General features: G+C 70.4%; 15 protein-coding genes and 1 pseudogene. 7 read left to right on the top strand and 9 right to left on the bottom strand.

What is annotated here, in order from left to right; translation table 11 throughout:
• Window positions 1-28: 28 nt before the first annotated feature.
• Window positions 29-187 carry a hypothetical protein gene (locus ACZ619_RS31010; RefSeq protein ID WP_165941480.1) on the top strand — a complete coding sequence of 53 codons (159 nt, stop codon included), beginning with the start codon at window positions 29-31 and terminating at the stop codon, window positions 185-187.
• Between the two features lie 15 nt (window positions 188-202).
• Here ACZ619_RS31010 and ACZ619_RS31005 read toward each other — a convergent pair whose 3' ends face one another.
• Window positions 203-2,038, bottom strand: a complete 1,836-nt coding sequence (locus tag ACZ619_RS31005) for an NHL domain-containing thioredoxin family protein (protein WP_469605881.1) — start codon at window positions 2,036-2,038, stop codon at window positions 203-205.
• Between the two features lie 127 nt (window positions 2,039-2,165).
• Here ACZ619_RS31005 and ACZ619_RS31000 point away from each other — a divergent pair, with 127 nt between their 5' ends.
• Entirely contained in the window at window positions 2,166-2,660 is a 495-nt protein-coding gene (locus tag ACZ619_RS31000) for an LURP-one-related/scramblase family protein (protein WP_469605878.1), read from the top strand.
• A gap of 28 nt (window positions 2,661-2,688) precedes the next feature.
• Here ACZ619_RS31000 and ACZ619_RS30995 read toward each other — a convergent pair whose 3' ends face one another.
• Window positions 2,689-3,501 (bottom strand): carbon-nitrogen family hydrolase, encoded by an 813-nt coding sequence (locus tag ACZ619_RS30995; protein ID WP_469605876.1) that lies wholly within the window; start codon window positions 3,499-3,501, stop codon window positions 2,689-2,691.
• Between the two features lie 182 nt (window positions 3,502-3,683).
• Here ACZ619_RS30995 and ACZ619_RS30990 point away from each other — a divergent pair, with 182 nt between their 5' ends.
• Window positions 3,684-4,508: a maleylpyruvate isomerase family mycothiol-dependent enzyme gene (locus ACZ619_RS30990; protein ID WP_469605873.1), complete on the top strand. Its 825-nt coding sequence runs from the start codon at window positions 3,684-3,686 to the stop codon at window positions 4,506-4,508.
• Window positions 4,509-4,647: 139 nt separating this feature from the next.
• Window positions 4,648-5,412: an SAM-dependent methyltransferase gene (locus ACZ619_RS30985; protein ID WP_469605870.1), complete on the top strand. Its 765-nt coding sequence runs from the start codon at window positions 4,648-4,650 to the stop codon at window positions 5,410-5,412.
• A 35-nt stretch (window positions 5,413-5,447) separates the two neighbouring features.
• Here ACZ619_RS30985 and ACZ619_RS30980 read toward each other — a convergent pair whose 3' ends face one another.
• Window positions 5,448-6,749, bottom strand: a complete 1,302-nt coding sequence (locus ACZ619_RS30980; RefSeq protein WP_469605867.1) for an MFS transporter — start codon at window positions 6,747-6,749, stop codon at window positions 5,448-5,450.
• Entirely contained in the window at window positions 6,746-7,396 is a 651-nt protein-coding gene (locus ACZ619_RS30975; protein WP_469605864.1) for a GntR family transcriptional regulator, read from the bottom strand. Before ACZ619_RS30975 ends, ACZ619_RS30980 begins: the two co-directional genes overlap by 4 nt.
• Before the next feature lie 202 nt (window positions 7,397-7,598).
• On the opposite strand from ACZ619_RS30975, the gene ACZ619_RS30970 reads away from it, so the two are divergent.
• Window positions 7,599-8,495 (top strand): D-alanyl-D-alanine carboxypeptidase family protein, encoded by an 897-nt coding sequence (locus ACZ619_RS30970; RefSeq protein WP_469605861.1) that lies wholly within the window; start codon window positions 7,599-7,601, stop codon window positions 8,493-8,495.
• A gap of 224 nt (window positions 8,496-8,719) precedes the next feature.
• On the opposite strand, the gene ACZ619_RS30965 is transcribed toward ACZ619_RS30970, so the two are convergent.
• Both ACZ619_RS30965 and ACZ619_RS30960 read right to left on the bottom strand, forming a co-directional pair.
• Complete coding sequence (locus ACZ619_RS30965) at window positions 8,720-8,911, bottom strand: DUF397 domain-containing protein (RefSeq protein WP_469605859.1); 192 nt, start codon at window positions 8,909-8,911, stop codon at window positions 8,720-8,722.
• Window positions 8,912-8,914: 3 nt separating this feature from the next.
• Window positions 8,915-9,796, bottom strand: coding sequence for a helix-turn-helix domain-containing protein (locus ACZ619_RS30960; protein ID WP_469605857.1), 882 nt, complete (start codon window positions 9,794-9,796; stop codon window positions 8,915-8,917).
• Window positions 9,797-10,020: 224 nt separating this feature from the next.
• Here ACZ619_RS30960 and ACZ619_RS30955 point away from each other — a divergent pair, with 224 nt between their 5' ends.
• Window positions 10,021-10,500, top strand: coding sequence for an ATP-binding protein (locus ACZ619_RS30955; RefSeq protein ID WP_469605854.1), 480 nt, complete (start codon window positions 10,021-10,023; stop codon window positions 10,498-10,500).
• A gap of 332 nt (window positions 10,501-10,832) precedes the next feature.
• Window positions 10,833-11,810 (top strand): annotated as a pseudogene (locus tag ACZ619_RS30950) (BRO-N domain-containing protein).
• A 93-nt stretch (window positions 11,811-11,903) separates the two neighbouring features.
• Here ACZ619_RS30950 and ACZ619_RS30945 read toward each other — a convergent pair.
• Genes ACZ619_RS30945 through pdhA form a run of 3 tightly spaced genes read right to left on the bottom strand, consistent with a single transcriptional unit; the run spans window position 11,904 to window position 15,559 of the window.
• Window positions 11,904-13,340, bottom strand: coding sequence for a dihydrolipoamide acetyltransferase family protein (locus tag ACZ619_RS30945; protein ID WP_469605851.1), 1,437 nt, complete (start codon window positions 13,338-13,340; stop codon window positions 11,904-11,906).
• A gap of 10 nt (window positions 13,341-13,350) precedes the next feature.
• The gene (locus ACZ619_RS30940) at window positions 13,351-14,343 is read right to left on the bottom strand and encodes an alpha-ketoacid dehydrogenase subunit beta (RefSeq protein WP_469605848.1); all 993 of its coding nucleotides are present in this window, start codon (window positions 14,341-14,343) and stop codon (window positions 13,351-13,353) included.
• 1 nt (window position 14,344) lies between these two features.
• Entirely contained in the window at window positions 14,345-15,559 is a 1,215-nt protein-coding gene (gene pdhA / locus ACZ619_RS30935; protein ID WP_469605846.1) for a pyruvate dehydrogenase (acetyl-transferring) E1 component subunit alpha, read from the bottom strand.
• Window positions 15,560-15,763: the final 204 nt, after the last annotated feature.

Here is a 15,763-nt window from a genome sequence, read left to right as displayed (position 1 = left end):
TCCCCTCAACCCTCGTAGGAGAAAAGCGATGTACGGCAGAGTGATCGGCGCGGGCACGACCGGCGCGGGCGGGGCGACCCTGGCCGCCACGGGCCTCTGGATCAACAGCATGGCGATGGTGGTGGCGGCCACGACACTGGTGGCCGCCGGGGTGGCGCTGTTCAAGCTGGCCCCGCGCCGCCGGTAGTCCGGGCCCGGCGCGTCAGGCCTCCTCGTCCATCCCGGCCAGGACCAGGGGAAGCCTGCTCGCGCCACCGTCCGTGACCCGCACCGGAACCCCCCAGTCCTGCTGGTGGACATGGCAGGCCGGGTACTCTCCCCCGGCCTCGTCGTCGCAGGACGCGGCCATCGCCGAGACGTGCAGGACGCCCTCCGTGACGGCCGGGTTCAGGTCCAGGTCCCTCGTCAGGTCGGTGTCCGCGCCCTCGCCCCCGAGCAGCAGGTCCGGCGGGGTCGAGGAGACCAGGAGCCGGGTCGAGGGACCGTAGCGGGTGTCCAGCTTCTGGCCCGCCGGGGCCTGGAAGATCACGTCCAGCCGGAGGCGGCCCGGGGCCACCTCGGTCGCCGCCCGCCGGGTGCGGTGCGCGACCGACTCCACCCGGACCGCCTCCTCGGGCAGCCGCAGCCGGGTCAGCCGGTGGCGGGCCGACTCGACGACCACGATGTCGTCGCCGGCCAGCACCGCGTCGCTCGGCTCCCGCAGGTCCGTGGCCAGCGTGGTGACCTCGCCGGTCGCGGGGTCGTAGCGGCGCAGCGCGTGGTTGTAGGTGTCGCTGACGGCGACCGAGCCGTCGGGCAGCGCGGTCACGCCCAGCGGGTGCTGGAGCAGGGCCTGTCCGGCCGCGCCGTCGCGGTGGCCGAAGTCGAAGAGGCCGGTGCCGACGGCGGTGTGGACCTGCCCGTCCGGGTCGACCCAGCGCAGGGCGCTGGTCTCCGAGTCGGCCAGCCACAGGCGGTCGGGCGTGGCCGCGAGTCCGGACGGCTGGGCGAACCAGGCCTCGGCCGCCGGGCCGTCGACCAGCCCCTCGTTGGTGGTGCCGGCGGCGACGCGGACCGTCCCCTCCCGCGGGTCGTAGGCCCACAGCTGGTGCACGCCCGCCATGGCGATCCACACCCGGCCGCCGAAGAGCGCGACGTCCCACGGGGAGGACAGGTCGATCTCGCGGGCCGGGCCCGAGGTCGGCGAACCCTGCCACCACTGGCGGCCGGTGCCGGCGAGGGTGGTGACCTCACCGGTGGCCGGGTCCAGCCGCCGCAGCGCGTGGTTGACGGTGTCGGCGACGGCCACCGAGCCGTCGTCGAGCAGCGCCAGCCCCTGCGGCTCGCTGAACGAGGCGGTGCCGGCCGGGCCGTCCGCGAAGCCGCGCGCGCCGGAGCCGATCCGCCGTACGACCGTCTCCGCGTCCTCGGCCAGCTCCACCAGCTGGTGCCGGGTGGTGTCGCTGACCAGGAAGTTCCCCGAGGGCAGCAGCAGCGCCTTGCCGGGGAAGCGCAGGGCGGTCGGCTCGGGCTCCGGCGCCACGTACGGGCCGTCGCCGCGGCGCAGGGTGCCCTTCGCCCCGTGCTCCGCCTCCAGTTCCTCGACCAGCCGGGCGATCGCGTGCGCGTGCCCCTCGCCGGCGTGCTGCGCGACCACGTACCCCTCGGGGTCGATCACCACGAGCGTCGGCCAGGCCCGCACCGCGTACTGCTTCCAGGTGGCCAGCTCCGGGTCGTCGAGCACCGGGTGCTCCACGCCGTACCGCTCCACGGCGTCCACGACCGCGCCGTGCTCCGCCTCGTGCACGAACTTCGGCGAGTGCACCCCGACGATCACCACCGTCTCCCGGTGCCGCTCCTCCAGCTCCCGCAACTCGTCGAGGACGTGCAGGCAGTTGATGCAGCAGAACGTCCAGAAGTCCAGGATGACGATGCGTCCTCGCAGGTCCGCGAGGGTGTACTGCTTGGCGCCCGTGTTCAGCCAGCCGCCCTTGCCGATCAGCTCGGGGGCACGCACCCGGGCGCGGCGCGAGGCGGGGGCCGGGGATGTGTCGCTCATGGATCAAGGGTGCCACTCGCCGCCGACAGCGGCGGCGGCCGTCGTCCGCCGTCCCGCCGGGCGCGGGGCTCGGCCCCTCGGGCTACCCCCGGCGTTTCGGGGTGGTGGGGCGGGAAGGGGTACGGGTATGAGATTCCTGGTACGCGACCGGCTCCTCGGGTTCGGCGAGGACTACTGGATCGAGGACGAGCACGGCGACAAGGTGTTCCTCGTCGACGGCAAGGCCATGCGGCTGCGGGACACGTTCGAGCTGAAGGACCGGCACGGGCGTGTGCTCGTCGACATCCACCAGAAGATGTTCGCCCTGCGCGACACGATGGTGATCGAGCGCGACGGCGAGCCCCTGGCCACCATCAGGCGCAAGCGGCTCTCGCTGCTGCGCAACCACTACCGCGTCCACCTGGTCGACGGCACCGAGCTGGACGTCAGCGGCAAGATCCTCGACCGTGAGTTCGCCATCGAGTACGACGGTGAGCTGCTCGCCGTGGTCTCCCGGCGCTGGCTGCACGTGCGCGAGACCTACGGCGTCGACGTCGTACGGGACGACGCCGACCCGTCACTGCTGATCGCGGTGGCGGTGTGCGTGATCCACCTCGCCGACAAGGAGCGCGAGGAGGACTAGGGCGCCGCGGAGATCCGTCAGAAGCGCCCTAGCGGGAGGCGCCCTCGGGGCGGCTCGGCGGGGCCAGGCCCAGGAGGCGGTCCTTGAGGGCCGGGAACTGGTCGCGGGTGGCGGCGACCCTGGCCGGGTCGAAGTCGACGGTGAGGACCTCCTCGCCGGCGCCCGCCTCGGCCAGCACCTCGCCCCACGGATCGACCACGATCGAGTGACCCGCCTGCGGAACTCCGGCATGCGTCCCGGCCGTTCCACAAGCGAGCACGAACGCCTGGTTCTCGACCGCCCGCGCCTGGGCCAGCAGCGTCCAGTGCGCGCGTCGCCGCTCGGGCCAGCCCGCCGAGAGCACCAGCGTCTCGGCGCCGGCGTCGACGAGTCCGCGGAAGAGTTCGGGGAAACGGAGGTCGTAGCAGGTGGCCACGCCCAGCGTGGTCTCGGGCAGCCGGACCGTCACCAGTTCCCGCCCGGCGCCCATGAGCACCGCCTCGCCCTTGTCGAAGCCGAAGCGGTGGATCTTGCGGTAGGCCGCGGCGAGGTCGCCGGAGGGGGAGAAGACGAGAGCCGTGTTGTAGAGGGGGCCGTCCGGGTCGCGCTCGGGGATGGAGCCGGCGTGCAGCCAGACACCCGCGTCGCTCGCCGCCTTCGCCATCGCCTCGTACGTCGGACCTTCGAGCGGCTCGGCCTGCGCGGCGAAGTCCTCGTAGGCGAAAGCGCCCGTCGTCCACAGCTCGGGCAGCACCACGAGGTCGGCCTCGTCCTGCTCACGTACCAGTGCGGTCACGCGACGCCGACGAGAATCGACCGTTTCACCCTCATTTACATCGATCTGGATGAGCGAGGCGCGCACACTACCACCGTCCTGGCATTCGAGCCGTCCACACGGGCCTACGATCGTCACACGAAAGCACTGCCGGGGTGCCTCACAGCAGCGTAACTTAGCGTCTCAAGACACCCGCCGACAGCAGCCACCTCCCGCTGGCAGCGCCGCCACAACCTGCCCGAGTACCGACCGCCGAGGGGTCCCGTTCCGTGAGTCTGCATCCCACCCTCCAGCCCTACGCCGACGCGTGGACCCACTCCATCGACGCGATATCCGAGCTGGTGACGCCTCTTGTGGAAGGCGAGTGGAACCGGCGGACCCCGTGCCCGGGCTGGTCGGTTCGGGACGTGGTCTCCCATGTCATCGGCATGGACTGCGAGATGCTGGGCGATCCGCGCCCCATCCACACCCTGCCGCGCGACCTCTTCCACATCACCAACGAGCACCAGCGCTACATGGAGATGCAGGTCGACGCCCGCCGCCACCACACGGCGCCCGAGATGACGTCCGAGCTGGAGTACACCGTCATCCGCCGCAACCGCCAGCTGCGCAACGAGTCCCGGGAGCCCGGTCGCCTGGTGCGCGGGCCGATGGGCAAGGAGATCACGCTCGAGCAGGCCATGCGCAACCGCGCGTTCGACGTCTGGGTGCACGAGCAGGACCTGCGGGCGGCGCTCGGGCGGCCCGGCAACCTCGACTCGCCGGGCGCGCAGGTCGTGCGGGACGTGCTGCTCTCCGAGCTGCCCCGGGTGGTCGCGAACGACGCGAACGCCCCGCGCAGTTCGGCCGTCATCTTCGACGTGCACGGGCCGGTCGAGTTCCTGCGCACCATCCGCATCGACATCCAGGGCCGCGGCACCCTGGAGGCCACCCCGGCGCTCGGCCCCGCCGCCGTCTTCACCCTCGACTGGGAGACCTACGTCCGCCTGGCCTGCGGGCGCACGACGCCGGAAGCGGTGGCGGACCGGATCAAGGCGGAGGGCGACCCGGAGCTGACGGCGGCGATCCTGCGGAACTTCACGGTCACCCAGTAGGCGACGGCACGACCTCGGGCCGGCGCCGGTGACGTCCGATGCTTCGCCGGTGACGTCCGGCGCCTTCGCCGGTGACGTACAGGGCCGGCGCCGGTAATTCGGTGTCGGGTGCGGACCCGCGCGGCCTACGGTGCCCGCCATGACAGCCGACACCGCAGCATCCGACGTCCACCCGCCCCGTCTCACCCGGCTCACCTTCCACGGCCCGCTCTCCGAGGCCCGCGCGGACGCGATGGTGGGACGGCTCGCCGCGGCCCGTCCGGCCACCGTGCTCGACATCGGCTGCGGCTGGGGCGAGCTGATGCTGCGGCTGCTGGACGCCGTGCCGGGGGCGCGCGGGGTCGGGCTGGATCTCGAAGCGGAGGACCTGGCGCGCGGGCGGCGCGGGGCCGGGGCGCGGGGGCTGGCCGGGCGGGTGGAGTTCGCCGAGGAGTCGGCCGCCGGGACCGGGCGCGGCCCCGCCGACGTCGTGCTGTGCCTCGGAGCGAGCCAGGCGCTGGGCGACGACCTCGTGACGTCACTGCGGGAGCTGCGGCGGCTGGTGGCCGACGGCGGGCGGGTGCTGCTCGGCGAGGGCTTCTGGGAGCGCCCGCCGACCGACGCCGAGCTGTCCCGGATGTGGCCGGGCGCGACGGCCGACGACCACCACGACCTCGGGGCCCTGGTCGGCCTGGCCGTCGCCGCCGGTTTCCGCCCCGAGTGGACCGAGACGGCGAGCCCGGCGGAGTGGGAGGAGTTCGAGTCGGGCTACCAGGCCGACAAGGAGGTGTGGCTGGCGGCCAACCCCGGCCATCCGCTGGCGGCACGGACCCGTGAGCGGCTGGACGGCCACCGGGCGTCCTGGATGGCGTACCGGGGCGTGCTGGGCCTCGCGTACCTGACCCTCGTACCGACGGCGGTCTGACGTCCGGCCCGGGGGCGGCGGGCACCCGCGGGCGGCTACGCGGGCACGTGCACCGTCTCCACCCGGCTCGCCACCAGCCGTTCGCGCTCCCGCCGCGCCGCCCGCCCCCGCAGCCGCAGGATCTGGCTGACGCCGAGCGCCTGGAGCACGAACACGCAGGAGAAGGCGACGGAGTAGTTGTCGCCGGTCGCGTCCAGCAGCACGCCCACCACGAACAGCGTCGTCATCGAGGCCACGAAGCCGCCCATGTTGGTGATCCCGGACGCGGTGCCCTGCCGCTCGGGCGGGTTGGCCGGCCGGGCGAAGTCGAAGCCGAGCATCGACGCCGGGCCGCAGGCGCCCAGCACCGCGCACAGCACGATCAGCAGCCACATCGGCGCGTGGTCGGCCGGGTAGACCAGCGTCGCCGCCCAGACGACGGCGGTCGCGGCGACCGTGCCGAGCGCCAGCGGCAGCCGGGCCGTGTGGTGCCGGGCGACGATCTGGCCGTAGACCAGTCCGACGACCATGTTGGAGAGGACGACCAGGGTCAGCAGTTCACCGGCCGTGGCACGGGACAGCCCCTGCGCCTGGACCAGGAACGGCAGGCCCCACAGCAGCAGGAAGACCATCGCCGGGAACTGGGTGGTGAAGTGCACCCAGAGGCCGAGCCGGGTCCCCGGTTCCCGCCAGGAGGCGGCGATCTGCCGGCGTACGTACGCCGCGCCCTGGTGCGGGAAGGGCTCCGGTTCGTGCCCCTCGGGGTGGTCCCTGAGGAAGGACAGGACGAGCACCAGCACCACCGCGCCGGCCAGCGCGCTGCCCGCGAACGCCGCGGTCCAGCCGATGCCGTGCAGCAGCCGGGCGAGGACGAGGGTGGAGACGAGGTTGCCCGCCATGCCGACCAGACCGGCGAGCTGGGCGATCAGCGGGCCGCGCCGCGCCGGGAACCAGCGGGTGCCGAGCCGCAGCACGCTGATGAACGTCATCGCGTCGCCGCAGCCGAGCAGTGCGCGCGAGGCGAGCGCGGTGCCGTAGGAGGGGGAGAAGGCGAAGCCCAGCTGTCCCGCGGTGAACAGCACGGCGCCGATGGCCAGCACCTTCTTGGTGCCGAGCCGGTCGACCAGCAGGCCGACGGGTATCTGCATGCCGGCGTAGACCAGCAGCTGGAGGATCGAGAAGGTGGACAGGGCCGAGGCGCCCACGTGGAAGCGGTCGGCCGCGTCGAGGCCGGCGACGCCCAGGGACGTACGGAAGATGACGGCGACGAAGTAGACCGAGACGCCGATGCACCAGATCGCGACGGCCCGGCGGCCGCCGGGCGGGTCCCCGGGCAGCGCGCCGCCGCTCCGGCTCATCGGACCTCACCCCGGGCGAGGTGCGAGAACCAGTCGACGTGCCGGTGGACCAGTTCGACCGCCCGGTCGGCGTCCCCGGCGCGCAGCGCCTCCAGGATCTCCTGGTGCTCGGTCAGCGACTTGGCGATCCGGTCGGAGTGCGCGTTCATGATCGCGACGCCCATCCGGAGCTGCCGGTCGCGGAGTTGGTCGTAGAGGCGGGAGAGGATCTCGTTGCCGCCGTCGCGGACGATCTCGGCGTGGAAGCAGCGGTCGGTGACGGCCGCGGCGGCCAGGTCCCCGGCGGCGGCCTCGGCCTTCTGCCGGGCGAGCAGTTCCTCCAGGCGGACCAGCAGCGCGGCGGACACGGGTACGGCCTTGCGTACGGCGTGCTCCTCCACCAGCATCCGGGTCTCCACCACGTCCGCAATCTCCTGCGCGGAGACGGGCAGGACCATGGCGCCCTTCTTCGGGTAGAGCCTGATCAGGCCCTCGACCTCAAGGCGCAGCAGCGCTTCCCTGACGGGGGTGCGGGAGACTCCGACGGCCTCGGCCAGCTCGCCCTCGGTGAGCAGCGTGCCGCCCTCGTAGTGGCGGTCCAGGACGCCTTGCTTGACATGGGAGTAGACACGGTCGGCGGCAGGGGGCTGCTTGACGGCCAGACTCATGCCCACAGCATAGATACAACACGTACGCAAGTGTTCGCCCCGTCCACCATCCGGACGCGCCGGACGTGACGTAGGTCGCACCAAGCAACCGCACAACCATCTGTGCTACTTACGTGTCACACACGTGCGGCCCCACCCGCTTTGGTACCCCCCAACTCGGCCGCACTTCAGGGGCATTACGACTCGACTCGGGGTTATTGACTTGATTACCGGCATTAAGGGCAACCGTCTCCGCAGGGCCGCCGCCGTCGCCGTGACGACCGGCGCAGTGCTCGCGACCGGAGCCCTCACCGCGGCACCCGCGCAGGCCGTCACGACACCCACCATCACCGCCAAGAGCGGTTTCCTGATGAACAGCTCCACCGGTGCGACGCTCTTCAGCAAGGCCGCGAGCACTCAGCGGCTGACCGCCTCCACCACCAAGATCATGACCGCCAAGGTCGTGCTCGCGCAGTCGAACCTGAACCTGGACGCCAAGGTCACCATCAAGAAGGCGTACAGCGACTACATCGTCTCCAGCGGCGCGTCGTCCGCGCACCTGATCGTCGGCGACAAGGTCACCGTCCGCCAGCTCCTCTACGGGATGATGCTCCCGTCCGGCTGCGACGCCGCCATGGCCCTCGCCGACAAGTACGGCTCCGGCTCCACCGTCGCCGCCCGCACCAAGAACTTCATCGCCAAGATGAACACCGCGGCCAAGAGCCTCGGCATGACGAACACGCACTTCGACTCGTTCGACGGCATCAGCAAGGGCTCGAACTACTCGACGGCCAAGGACCTGACGGTGCTCGCCCGCAGCGCGATGAAGAGCTCCACCTTCAAGTCGGTCGTGAAGACGACGTCGTACACGGCGAAGACGACCACCAAGACCGGCTCCACCCGCAGCACCACCTGGGCCAACACCAACACCCTGCTCGGCTGGAACGGCGTGCTCGGTGTGAAGACCGGCTCCGGCACCGACGCCAAGTACTGCCTGGTCTTCGCCGCGACGAAGAACGGCGAGTCGGTCATGGGCGCGGTCCTCACCGACACCTCGGCGACCGCCCGCACCACCGACGTGAAGAAGCTGGTCAACTACGGCTACGCGAAGATCAGCTGACCTCCCGCACCACACCGCCGAAGGCCTGCCGCAGGGGTTGTCCGCGGCGGGCCTTCGCCATCTCCTTCTTGCCTGGGCCTAACCGGAGGCACTACAGAGCGTCGGCAATGCTTCGGGTCTCGCCATGACGGCCAGTGAACGCGCGAGAGCAGCACGGCCCTGTACGGCGGACCAACGGGTGCGAACGGCCCTGCCGGGGTCCACGACTGGTACGCGGCGAGTGCTCATGCCGGCGGTCGGGATTGGTCGACGAATATCGCGAACGACGACCACGCCGACGGAGAGACCCGGATTATCGCCCCGTCCACGTCCTTGGAGTCCCGGACAGCCACGACACGAGGAATGTTGCGGGCGACTTCGACGCACTCACCGTTGCCACTGCTGTAGGTGGACTTGACGAACTGGAAGAAGGGCACGGCTCACAACTCCTCATGAATGCGTTCGATCAACGCGACGGAATCATGAAGAGCGAGCCCGCTCCTGGCGATCCGCTCGAACGTGACGTTGTGACGCACGGCATCCGTCTCGCTCTCCAGCCACAGCGTAGACGAGGTCGTGTCCATGTAGACCACGTCCATCGCGCCGGGTTCAGCGAACGAAACGATGTTGAAAGAGCTGGTCATGCCAGGGTGGGAGCCGGCGACGAAAGGGACCACCTGGAGCCTGACGTTGGAGAGACGTGACGACTCCACCAGGTGTGCCAACTGTGCGCTCATCACCTCCCGGCCTCCCACGAGTTGCCGTAGCGCGCCTTCTCCCACGAGCGCCCAGAGAGTCAGCGGGGTGCCGTCGGTCAACCGTGCCTGTCGAGCGATCTTGGCCTCGACGAAGCGTTCGATGTCGTCCGGGTCCTCCCAGTCTGCGTTTCCGACCGCCAGAGCCCTTGCATAGTCCGGGGTCTGCAGCAGCCCCGGAACGAAGGCCCCTTGCCAGGTACGGATACCGGTCGCGATGTCTTCCAGGGCAACGTATTCCACGAGGGAACGCAACACCGGGTGCTGGTTCCACCACCCCTTGGCCTTCCGGCGCTCACGGTCGGTCCTGGCGAGGTTCAGCAGACGGTCCACGACCTTCTGTCCGGCGACACCGTACAGATCGCACAGAATCCGAACATCAGGATCGCGAACGGGGACCCACCCGCGTTCCATCTTGGCGACCTTGGCAGCGGTGGCAGAGAGCGCAGTCGCAGCCTGCGGTTGGGTGAGGCCGGCCTCGTCGCGCAATCGCATCAGCTCACCCCCCAACTTGCGGGCGAGAACAGTGGATACACGATTGCCGCGCGTGAACTGGCCAGCGGTCACGTGACGTACCTCCCGAGTCGCGCTCAGTGTGCAGCGGGACGCGGCACAGCCGCAAGGACTTTCGGGGACATATTTCCCTGGGACTGCATGTACAAGCGGCGGCGACTTCCGTTACCTTCTGTTGCCAAGACGCCACGCACCGAAACGATCGGCGAAGGCGCACCGTGCTGCCCGGACGCACACCGCGCGACGAAGCCCCCCACTCCAAGTCTCCGGAGGTTTCCGTGACCGACTGTCGCCCTCCTGAATCCCCGAAGTCGTACGTCCGCTACGACGACGTCAGTTACACCCCGTTCCCCGAGAACATCCCCCGCGCCCGCAGACACGTCGCCCAACTCGCCGTCGCCTGGGGCCACCCCGCCGCAGCCGGTGACGCCGCTCTGCTGGCCAGCGAGTTGTGCACGAACGCGGTACTGCACGGATGCCTGCGGGATCGGCTGTTCCGCGTGGAGACCTCGCTCACGGGCACCGCACTCCGCGTCTCGGTCACCGACCCGAGGGGCGAACGGCTACCGGACCCCGGCTTCCGCCCGGCGCCCGGCGACCAGTTCGGGCGCGGGCTGCTCATCGTCCGCACGCTCGCCGCCCGTTGGTCCGTGGAGAAACTCACTGTCGGGAAGAGCGTCTGGGCAGAACTCGACATCGCCTCGTTCCCCGACGTGTGCCCCACTCAGGACTCCGAACCCGAGAGGGCAACGCCGTAAAGCCACTGGTGAAGACGATCAATTCTCTCGCCACCGACCCTGAGCCTCCCGTCGGCATGGTCGGCAGCACTGACGTCTGATCGCGGCTGCGAGAGATTCCGCGAGACCGTAAGCAGAACTTACGGTCTCAGCGTTCGCGCAGGTCAGCGAGAGACGAGAGAGGGACTGGAGGTCACGCTCTCGCCTCCCTCTCAGTCCTCGGCAGGGGGTTTCCACAACCCACCAGCCCGGCGCAGCAGAACGCGAGTTCTTCCTTCGCATTCATGAACATCACGGTTTTGCTGGCATATTCGATTTCTTCCGTCCTAGGTTCCGCGGCGGAGGTGGTTCAGATGAACGAACCCAGCAAGCAAGCGAAACCCGTCGGCCGCCACGAGGCCATCGACATCAGCGACTTCGTCTACGCGGCGACCGGAGCCCGGGTACGACGGCTCACCATGCCGGACGGGACGCACTGGTTCCCGGCGGTGGATGTGTGCAAGGAACTCGGGTACACCACTCCGAGCAAGGCTCTGGCAGATCACGTCCCGGAGATGCATCGAGAGATTCTTGAGACCGTGACTGGAGGTCACGCTCTCAGCATTCCCGCAGGTAGGGAGTGGCGTCGAGACATGAATCTCATCGATCTCCAGGGCCTGATCATTCTCGTCAACGGCTGTACGAAACCCGCCTGCGCCCCCTTCAAGCAGTGGGCCGCCGAAGTCATCGAGACCGTGCAGCGAGAGGGTTCCTACACTCTCGAAGAGGCCGAGGTGCAGCCGGCCGAACCGGGCGCGCCCATCGCGTACGCCATGCCGGAGCAGGTCGCCGAGGCCATCGTCCGGCTTGAGGCGCACAACCTTCAGCTGGACGAGCAGTTGGCCAACGGCCAGCGCGAATCGATCTCGCTTCAGAAGGAGACGCTGGACACCCAGCGGGAGAGCCTGGCCACGTAGAAGGCCGCACTCGCCGTGCAACAGGCCATGGTCCGGGCGATGGAGCGGATCGCCGACCGGCTCGACGCGCTCGTCCTCGAACGTCGTACGCCCTACGGCCCACCTCTCGCGCTGCCGACCACCGAGTCCGTACTCGCCGACTGGCGGCAGCGGCTGTCGGTGACCGAGGACGTGTGGACGGTGGCCGTCGTCATCGCTCCCGTGCTCGTCGAGCGGGGTGAGCTGTGCGAGCCGCTCGAATCGATCGCGGCCCGTACGGGGCTGACCGTGCACCGGGTCAACGAGTGTCTGCGGCTGCTGCGCAAGCACGCCTGCATCCGCCCGCGGGGCGGGGCGCAGGACGGGGCGCCGGTCTACGTGCTCAGCCGGCCCTGAGAGCGGTGAACGAGACACAGGGCGTGAACGAAAAGAGAGCGGGCGGTCGCAACCCAAACTTGCGACCGCCCGCCCTCTCGACCTTACGTGCCCCTACCCCCAGGTGATCAGCCGCTTCGGCTGCTCCAGGATCGCCGCGACGTCCGCCAGCACCTTGGAGCCCAGCTCGCCGTCGACCAGGCGGTGGTCGAAGGACAGCGCCAGGGTGGTGACCTGGCGGGGCTTCACCTTGCCCTTGTGGACCCACGGCTGGAGCTTGATCGCGCCGACCGCGAGGATCGCCGCCTCGCCCGGGTTGAGGATCGGCGTGCCGGTGTCGATGCCGAAGACACCGACGTTGGTGATGGTCACCGTGCCACCCTGCATCGCGGCCGGTGAGGTCCTGCCCTCCTTCGCCGTGCCCACCAGCTCACCGAGCGCCTCGGCCAGTTGCGGGAGGTTCTTGGCGTGCGCGTCCTTGATGTTCGGGACGATCAGGCCGCGCGGGGTGGCCGCGGCGATGCCGAGGTTGACGTAGTGCTTGAGGACGATCTCCTGGTTCGCCTCGTCCCAGGACGCGTTGATGTCCGGGTGGCGCCGGACGGCGACCAGCAGCGCCTTGGCGATGAGCAGGAGGGGGTTGACCCGGAGACCTTGCAGCTCCTTGTCCTGCTTGAGCTCCTCCACCAGCCGCATGGTGCGGGTCACGTCCACCGTCACGAACTCCGTGACGTGCGGGGCCGTGAACGCCGAGCCGACCATCGCCGCGGCCGTCGCCCTGCGCACGCCCTTGATCGGGACGCGGGTCTCGCGCACGCCGTCGTACGAGGCGGCGGGCGCCTCGGCGGGCGACGGAGCCACCGCCGCCGCCGTCTCAGGGGCCTCGGCAACGGCCGCAGCCGGGGCCGGGACCGCCGCGTGGACGTCCTCGCGGGTGATGACGCCGTCCGGGCCGGACGGGGTCACCGCCGCCAGGTCGACGCCCAGGTCCTTCGCCAGCTTGCGCACCGGCGGCTTCGCCAGCGGGCGCGGGCGCTGCGCCGGGGCCTGCGCGGGGGCGCCGCCGTGGCCGTTCAGTTCGGTCTGGACCGCCGCCTGGACCGGGACCTCGGGGCCCTTGCGCGGGCGGCGCTTGGTGGAGGAGGCGGCGACGCCGTAGCCGACGAGGACCGGCTGACGGCCCTCCGGCTTCTTCTCCGGTGCCTTCTCGGAGGCCTTCTCCGGCGTCCTCTCCGGCGTCTTCTCCGGCGTTTGCCGGACCTCGGGCTCGGCGGCCGGGGTGGCGGCACCGCCGCTCACGTCCACCGCGATGATCGCCGTGCCCACGTCGACCGTGGTGCCCTCGGCGAAGCGGAGTTCGCGCACGATCCCGTCGTAGGGGATGGGGAGTTCGACGGCCGCCTTCGCGGTCTCGACCTCGCACACCACCTGTCCGTCGGTCACCGTGTCGCCGGGCTGGACGTACCACTTGAGGATCTCGGCCTCGGTGAGTCCCTCGCCGACGTCCGGCATCCGGAACTCGCGCACTGACGTGTCCGTCATCGTCGTCACGACCCTCTCCTCAGTACGCCAGGGCACGGTCGACGGCGTCGAGCACCCGGTCCAGGCCCGGAAGGTACTCCTCCTCCAGGCGGGCCGGCGGGTACGGCGCGTGGTAGCCGCCGACCCTGAGGACCGGGGCCTCCAGGTGGTAGAAGCAGCGCTCGGTGATGCGGGCGGCGATCTCCGCGCCCGAACCGAAGAACACCGGTGCCTCGTGGACCACGACCAGGCGGCGGGTCTTCTCGACCGAGGCCTGGACGGCGTCGAAGTCGAGGGGGCTGACCGAGCGCAGGTCGAGGACCTCCAGGGACTTGCCCTCCTCGGCCGCCGCGTCGGCGGCCTCCTGGCAGAGCTTCACCATCGGACCGTAGGCGGCCAGGGTGACGTCGGTGCCCTCGCGGACCACGCGCGCCCTGTGCAGCGGTCCGGGGATGGCCTCGGTGTCGACCTCGCCCTTGTCCCAGTAACGGCGCTTGGGCTCGAAGTAGATCACCGGGTCGTCGCTCTGGATGGCCTGCTGCATCATCCAGTAGGCGTCCGAGGAGTTGGACGGGGAGACCACCTTGAGACCCGCGACGTGCGCGAACAGGGTCTCCGGGGACTCGGAGTGGTGCTCGACCGCGCCGATGCCGCCGCCGTAGGGGATGCGGACGACGACCGGCATCTTGACCTTGCCGAGCGAGCGGGCGTGCATCTTGGCGAGCTGGGTGACGATCTGGTCGTAGGCCGGGAAGACGAAGCCGTCGAACTGGATCTCCACCACCGGGCGGTAGCCGCGCAGGGCCAGGCCGATGGCCGTACCGACGATGCCGGACTCGGCGAGCGGGGTGTCGATGACCCGGCTCTCGCCGAAGTCCTTCTGGAGTCCGTCGGTGACCCGGAAGACGCCGCCGAGCTTGCCGACGTCCTCGCCCATGACGACGACCTTGGGGTCGGCCTCCAGGGCGTGGCGCAGCGACTCGTTGATCGCCTTGGCCAGCGGCATCTTCTGGGAAGTCGTGGTGTCGGCCATCTCAGTTACCCCCCTCTACGTCCGCGAACGACGCCTGGTAGGCGGCGAACTGGGCCCGTTCCTCGTCCACGAGCGCGTGGCCGTCGGCGTACGCGTTCTCGAAGATGGCGAAGTTGTCCGGGTCCGGCATGGCCCGTACCGCTTCGCGCACTCGCCTGCCCAACGCCTCGGACTCGGCCTCCAGTTCCGCGAAGAATCCCTCGTCCGTGTGGTTTGCGGCCTCCAGGTACCGGCGCAGGCGCAGGATCGGGTCCTTGGCCTCCCAGGACAGCCGCTCCTCGTCGCCCCGGTAGCGGGTGGGGTCGTCGGAGGTGGTGTGGGCGCCCATCCGGTAGGTGTACGCCTCGACGAGGGTCGGGCCCTCGCCGCTGCGGGCGCGCTCCAGCGCCCACTTGGTGACGGCGAGGCAGGCCAGCACGTCGTTGCCGTCGACGCGGACGCCGGGGAAGCCGAAGCCCTGGGCACGCTGGTAGAGCGGCACCCGGCTCTGCTTCTCGGTGGGTTCGGAGATCGCCCACTGGTTGTTCTGGCAGAAGAACACCACGGGCGCGTTGTAGACCGCGGAGAAGGTGAAGGCCTCGGCGACGTCGCCCTGGCTGGAGGCGCCGTCGCCGAAGTAGGCGACGACCGCCGAGTCGGCGCCGTCCATGGTGATGCCCATGGCGTAGCCGGTGGCGTGCAGCGTCTGGGAGCCGATGACGATCGTGTAGAGGTGGAAGTTGTTGCTGTTGGGGTCCCAGCCGCCGTGGTTGACGCCTCGGAACATGCCCAGCAGGTTGGTCGGGTCGACCCCGCGGCACCAGGCGACGCCGTGCTCGCGGTAGGTCGGGAAGACGTAGTCGTCCTCGCGGGTGGCGCGGCCGGACCCGATCTGGGCGGCCTCCTGGCCGAGCAGGGACGCCCACAGGCCCAGTTCGCCCTGCCGCTGCAGGGCGGTGGCCTCGGCGTCGAAGCGGCGGGTGAGCACCATGTCGCGGTACAGGCCGCGCAGCTCGTCGGGGGTGATCCCGGCGACGTACGCGTCGTACTCGGCGTTCTTGACCCGCTTGCCCTCGGGGGTCAGCAGCTGCACGAGCTGGGGTTCGGTGCTCTGCTTGGCGGTGGTACGACTGGCGGTGCGGGTGGTGCGCTTGGTGCCGGTCTTGCCGCCGGTGGTACCGGCTTTGCCTGCGGCGCTGCGTCGCGGCTTGCTCGCGGCACTGCTGTCCACGGTCACGTGTGCTCCTCCGTCGGTCCGGCCCCCGGGGTTGCCGGGTGAACCAGTGCGGCTCACCTGCTCCGACACCCGTGGCACGGGGTGGGTGCCACTCGGCCGGGAACAGGCGTGACAGGTGCCCCGGCGAGCGCCCTGCAACATGCACGTTACCCAGTGCTCCACATTTCTGTGAAACCCCTCTTGACCTGCGTTTTTGCTTGGAAA

This window comes from Streptomyces sp. NPDC104367 (assembly GCF_055583825.1).
Note: the sequence above shows the minus strand (reverse complement) of the source record. Positions and strands in the feature narration are given on the sequence as shown.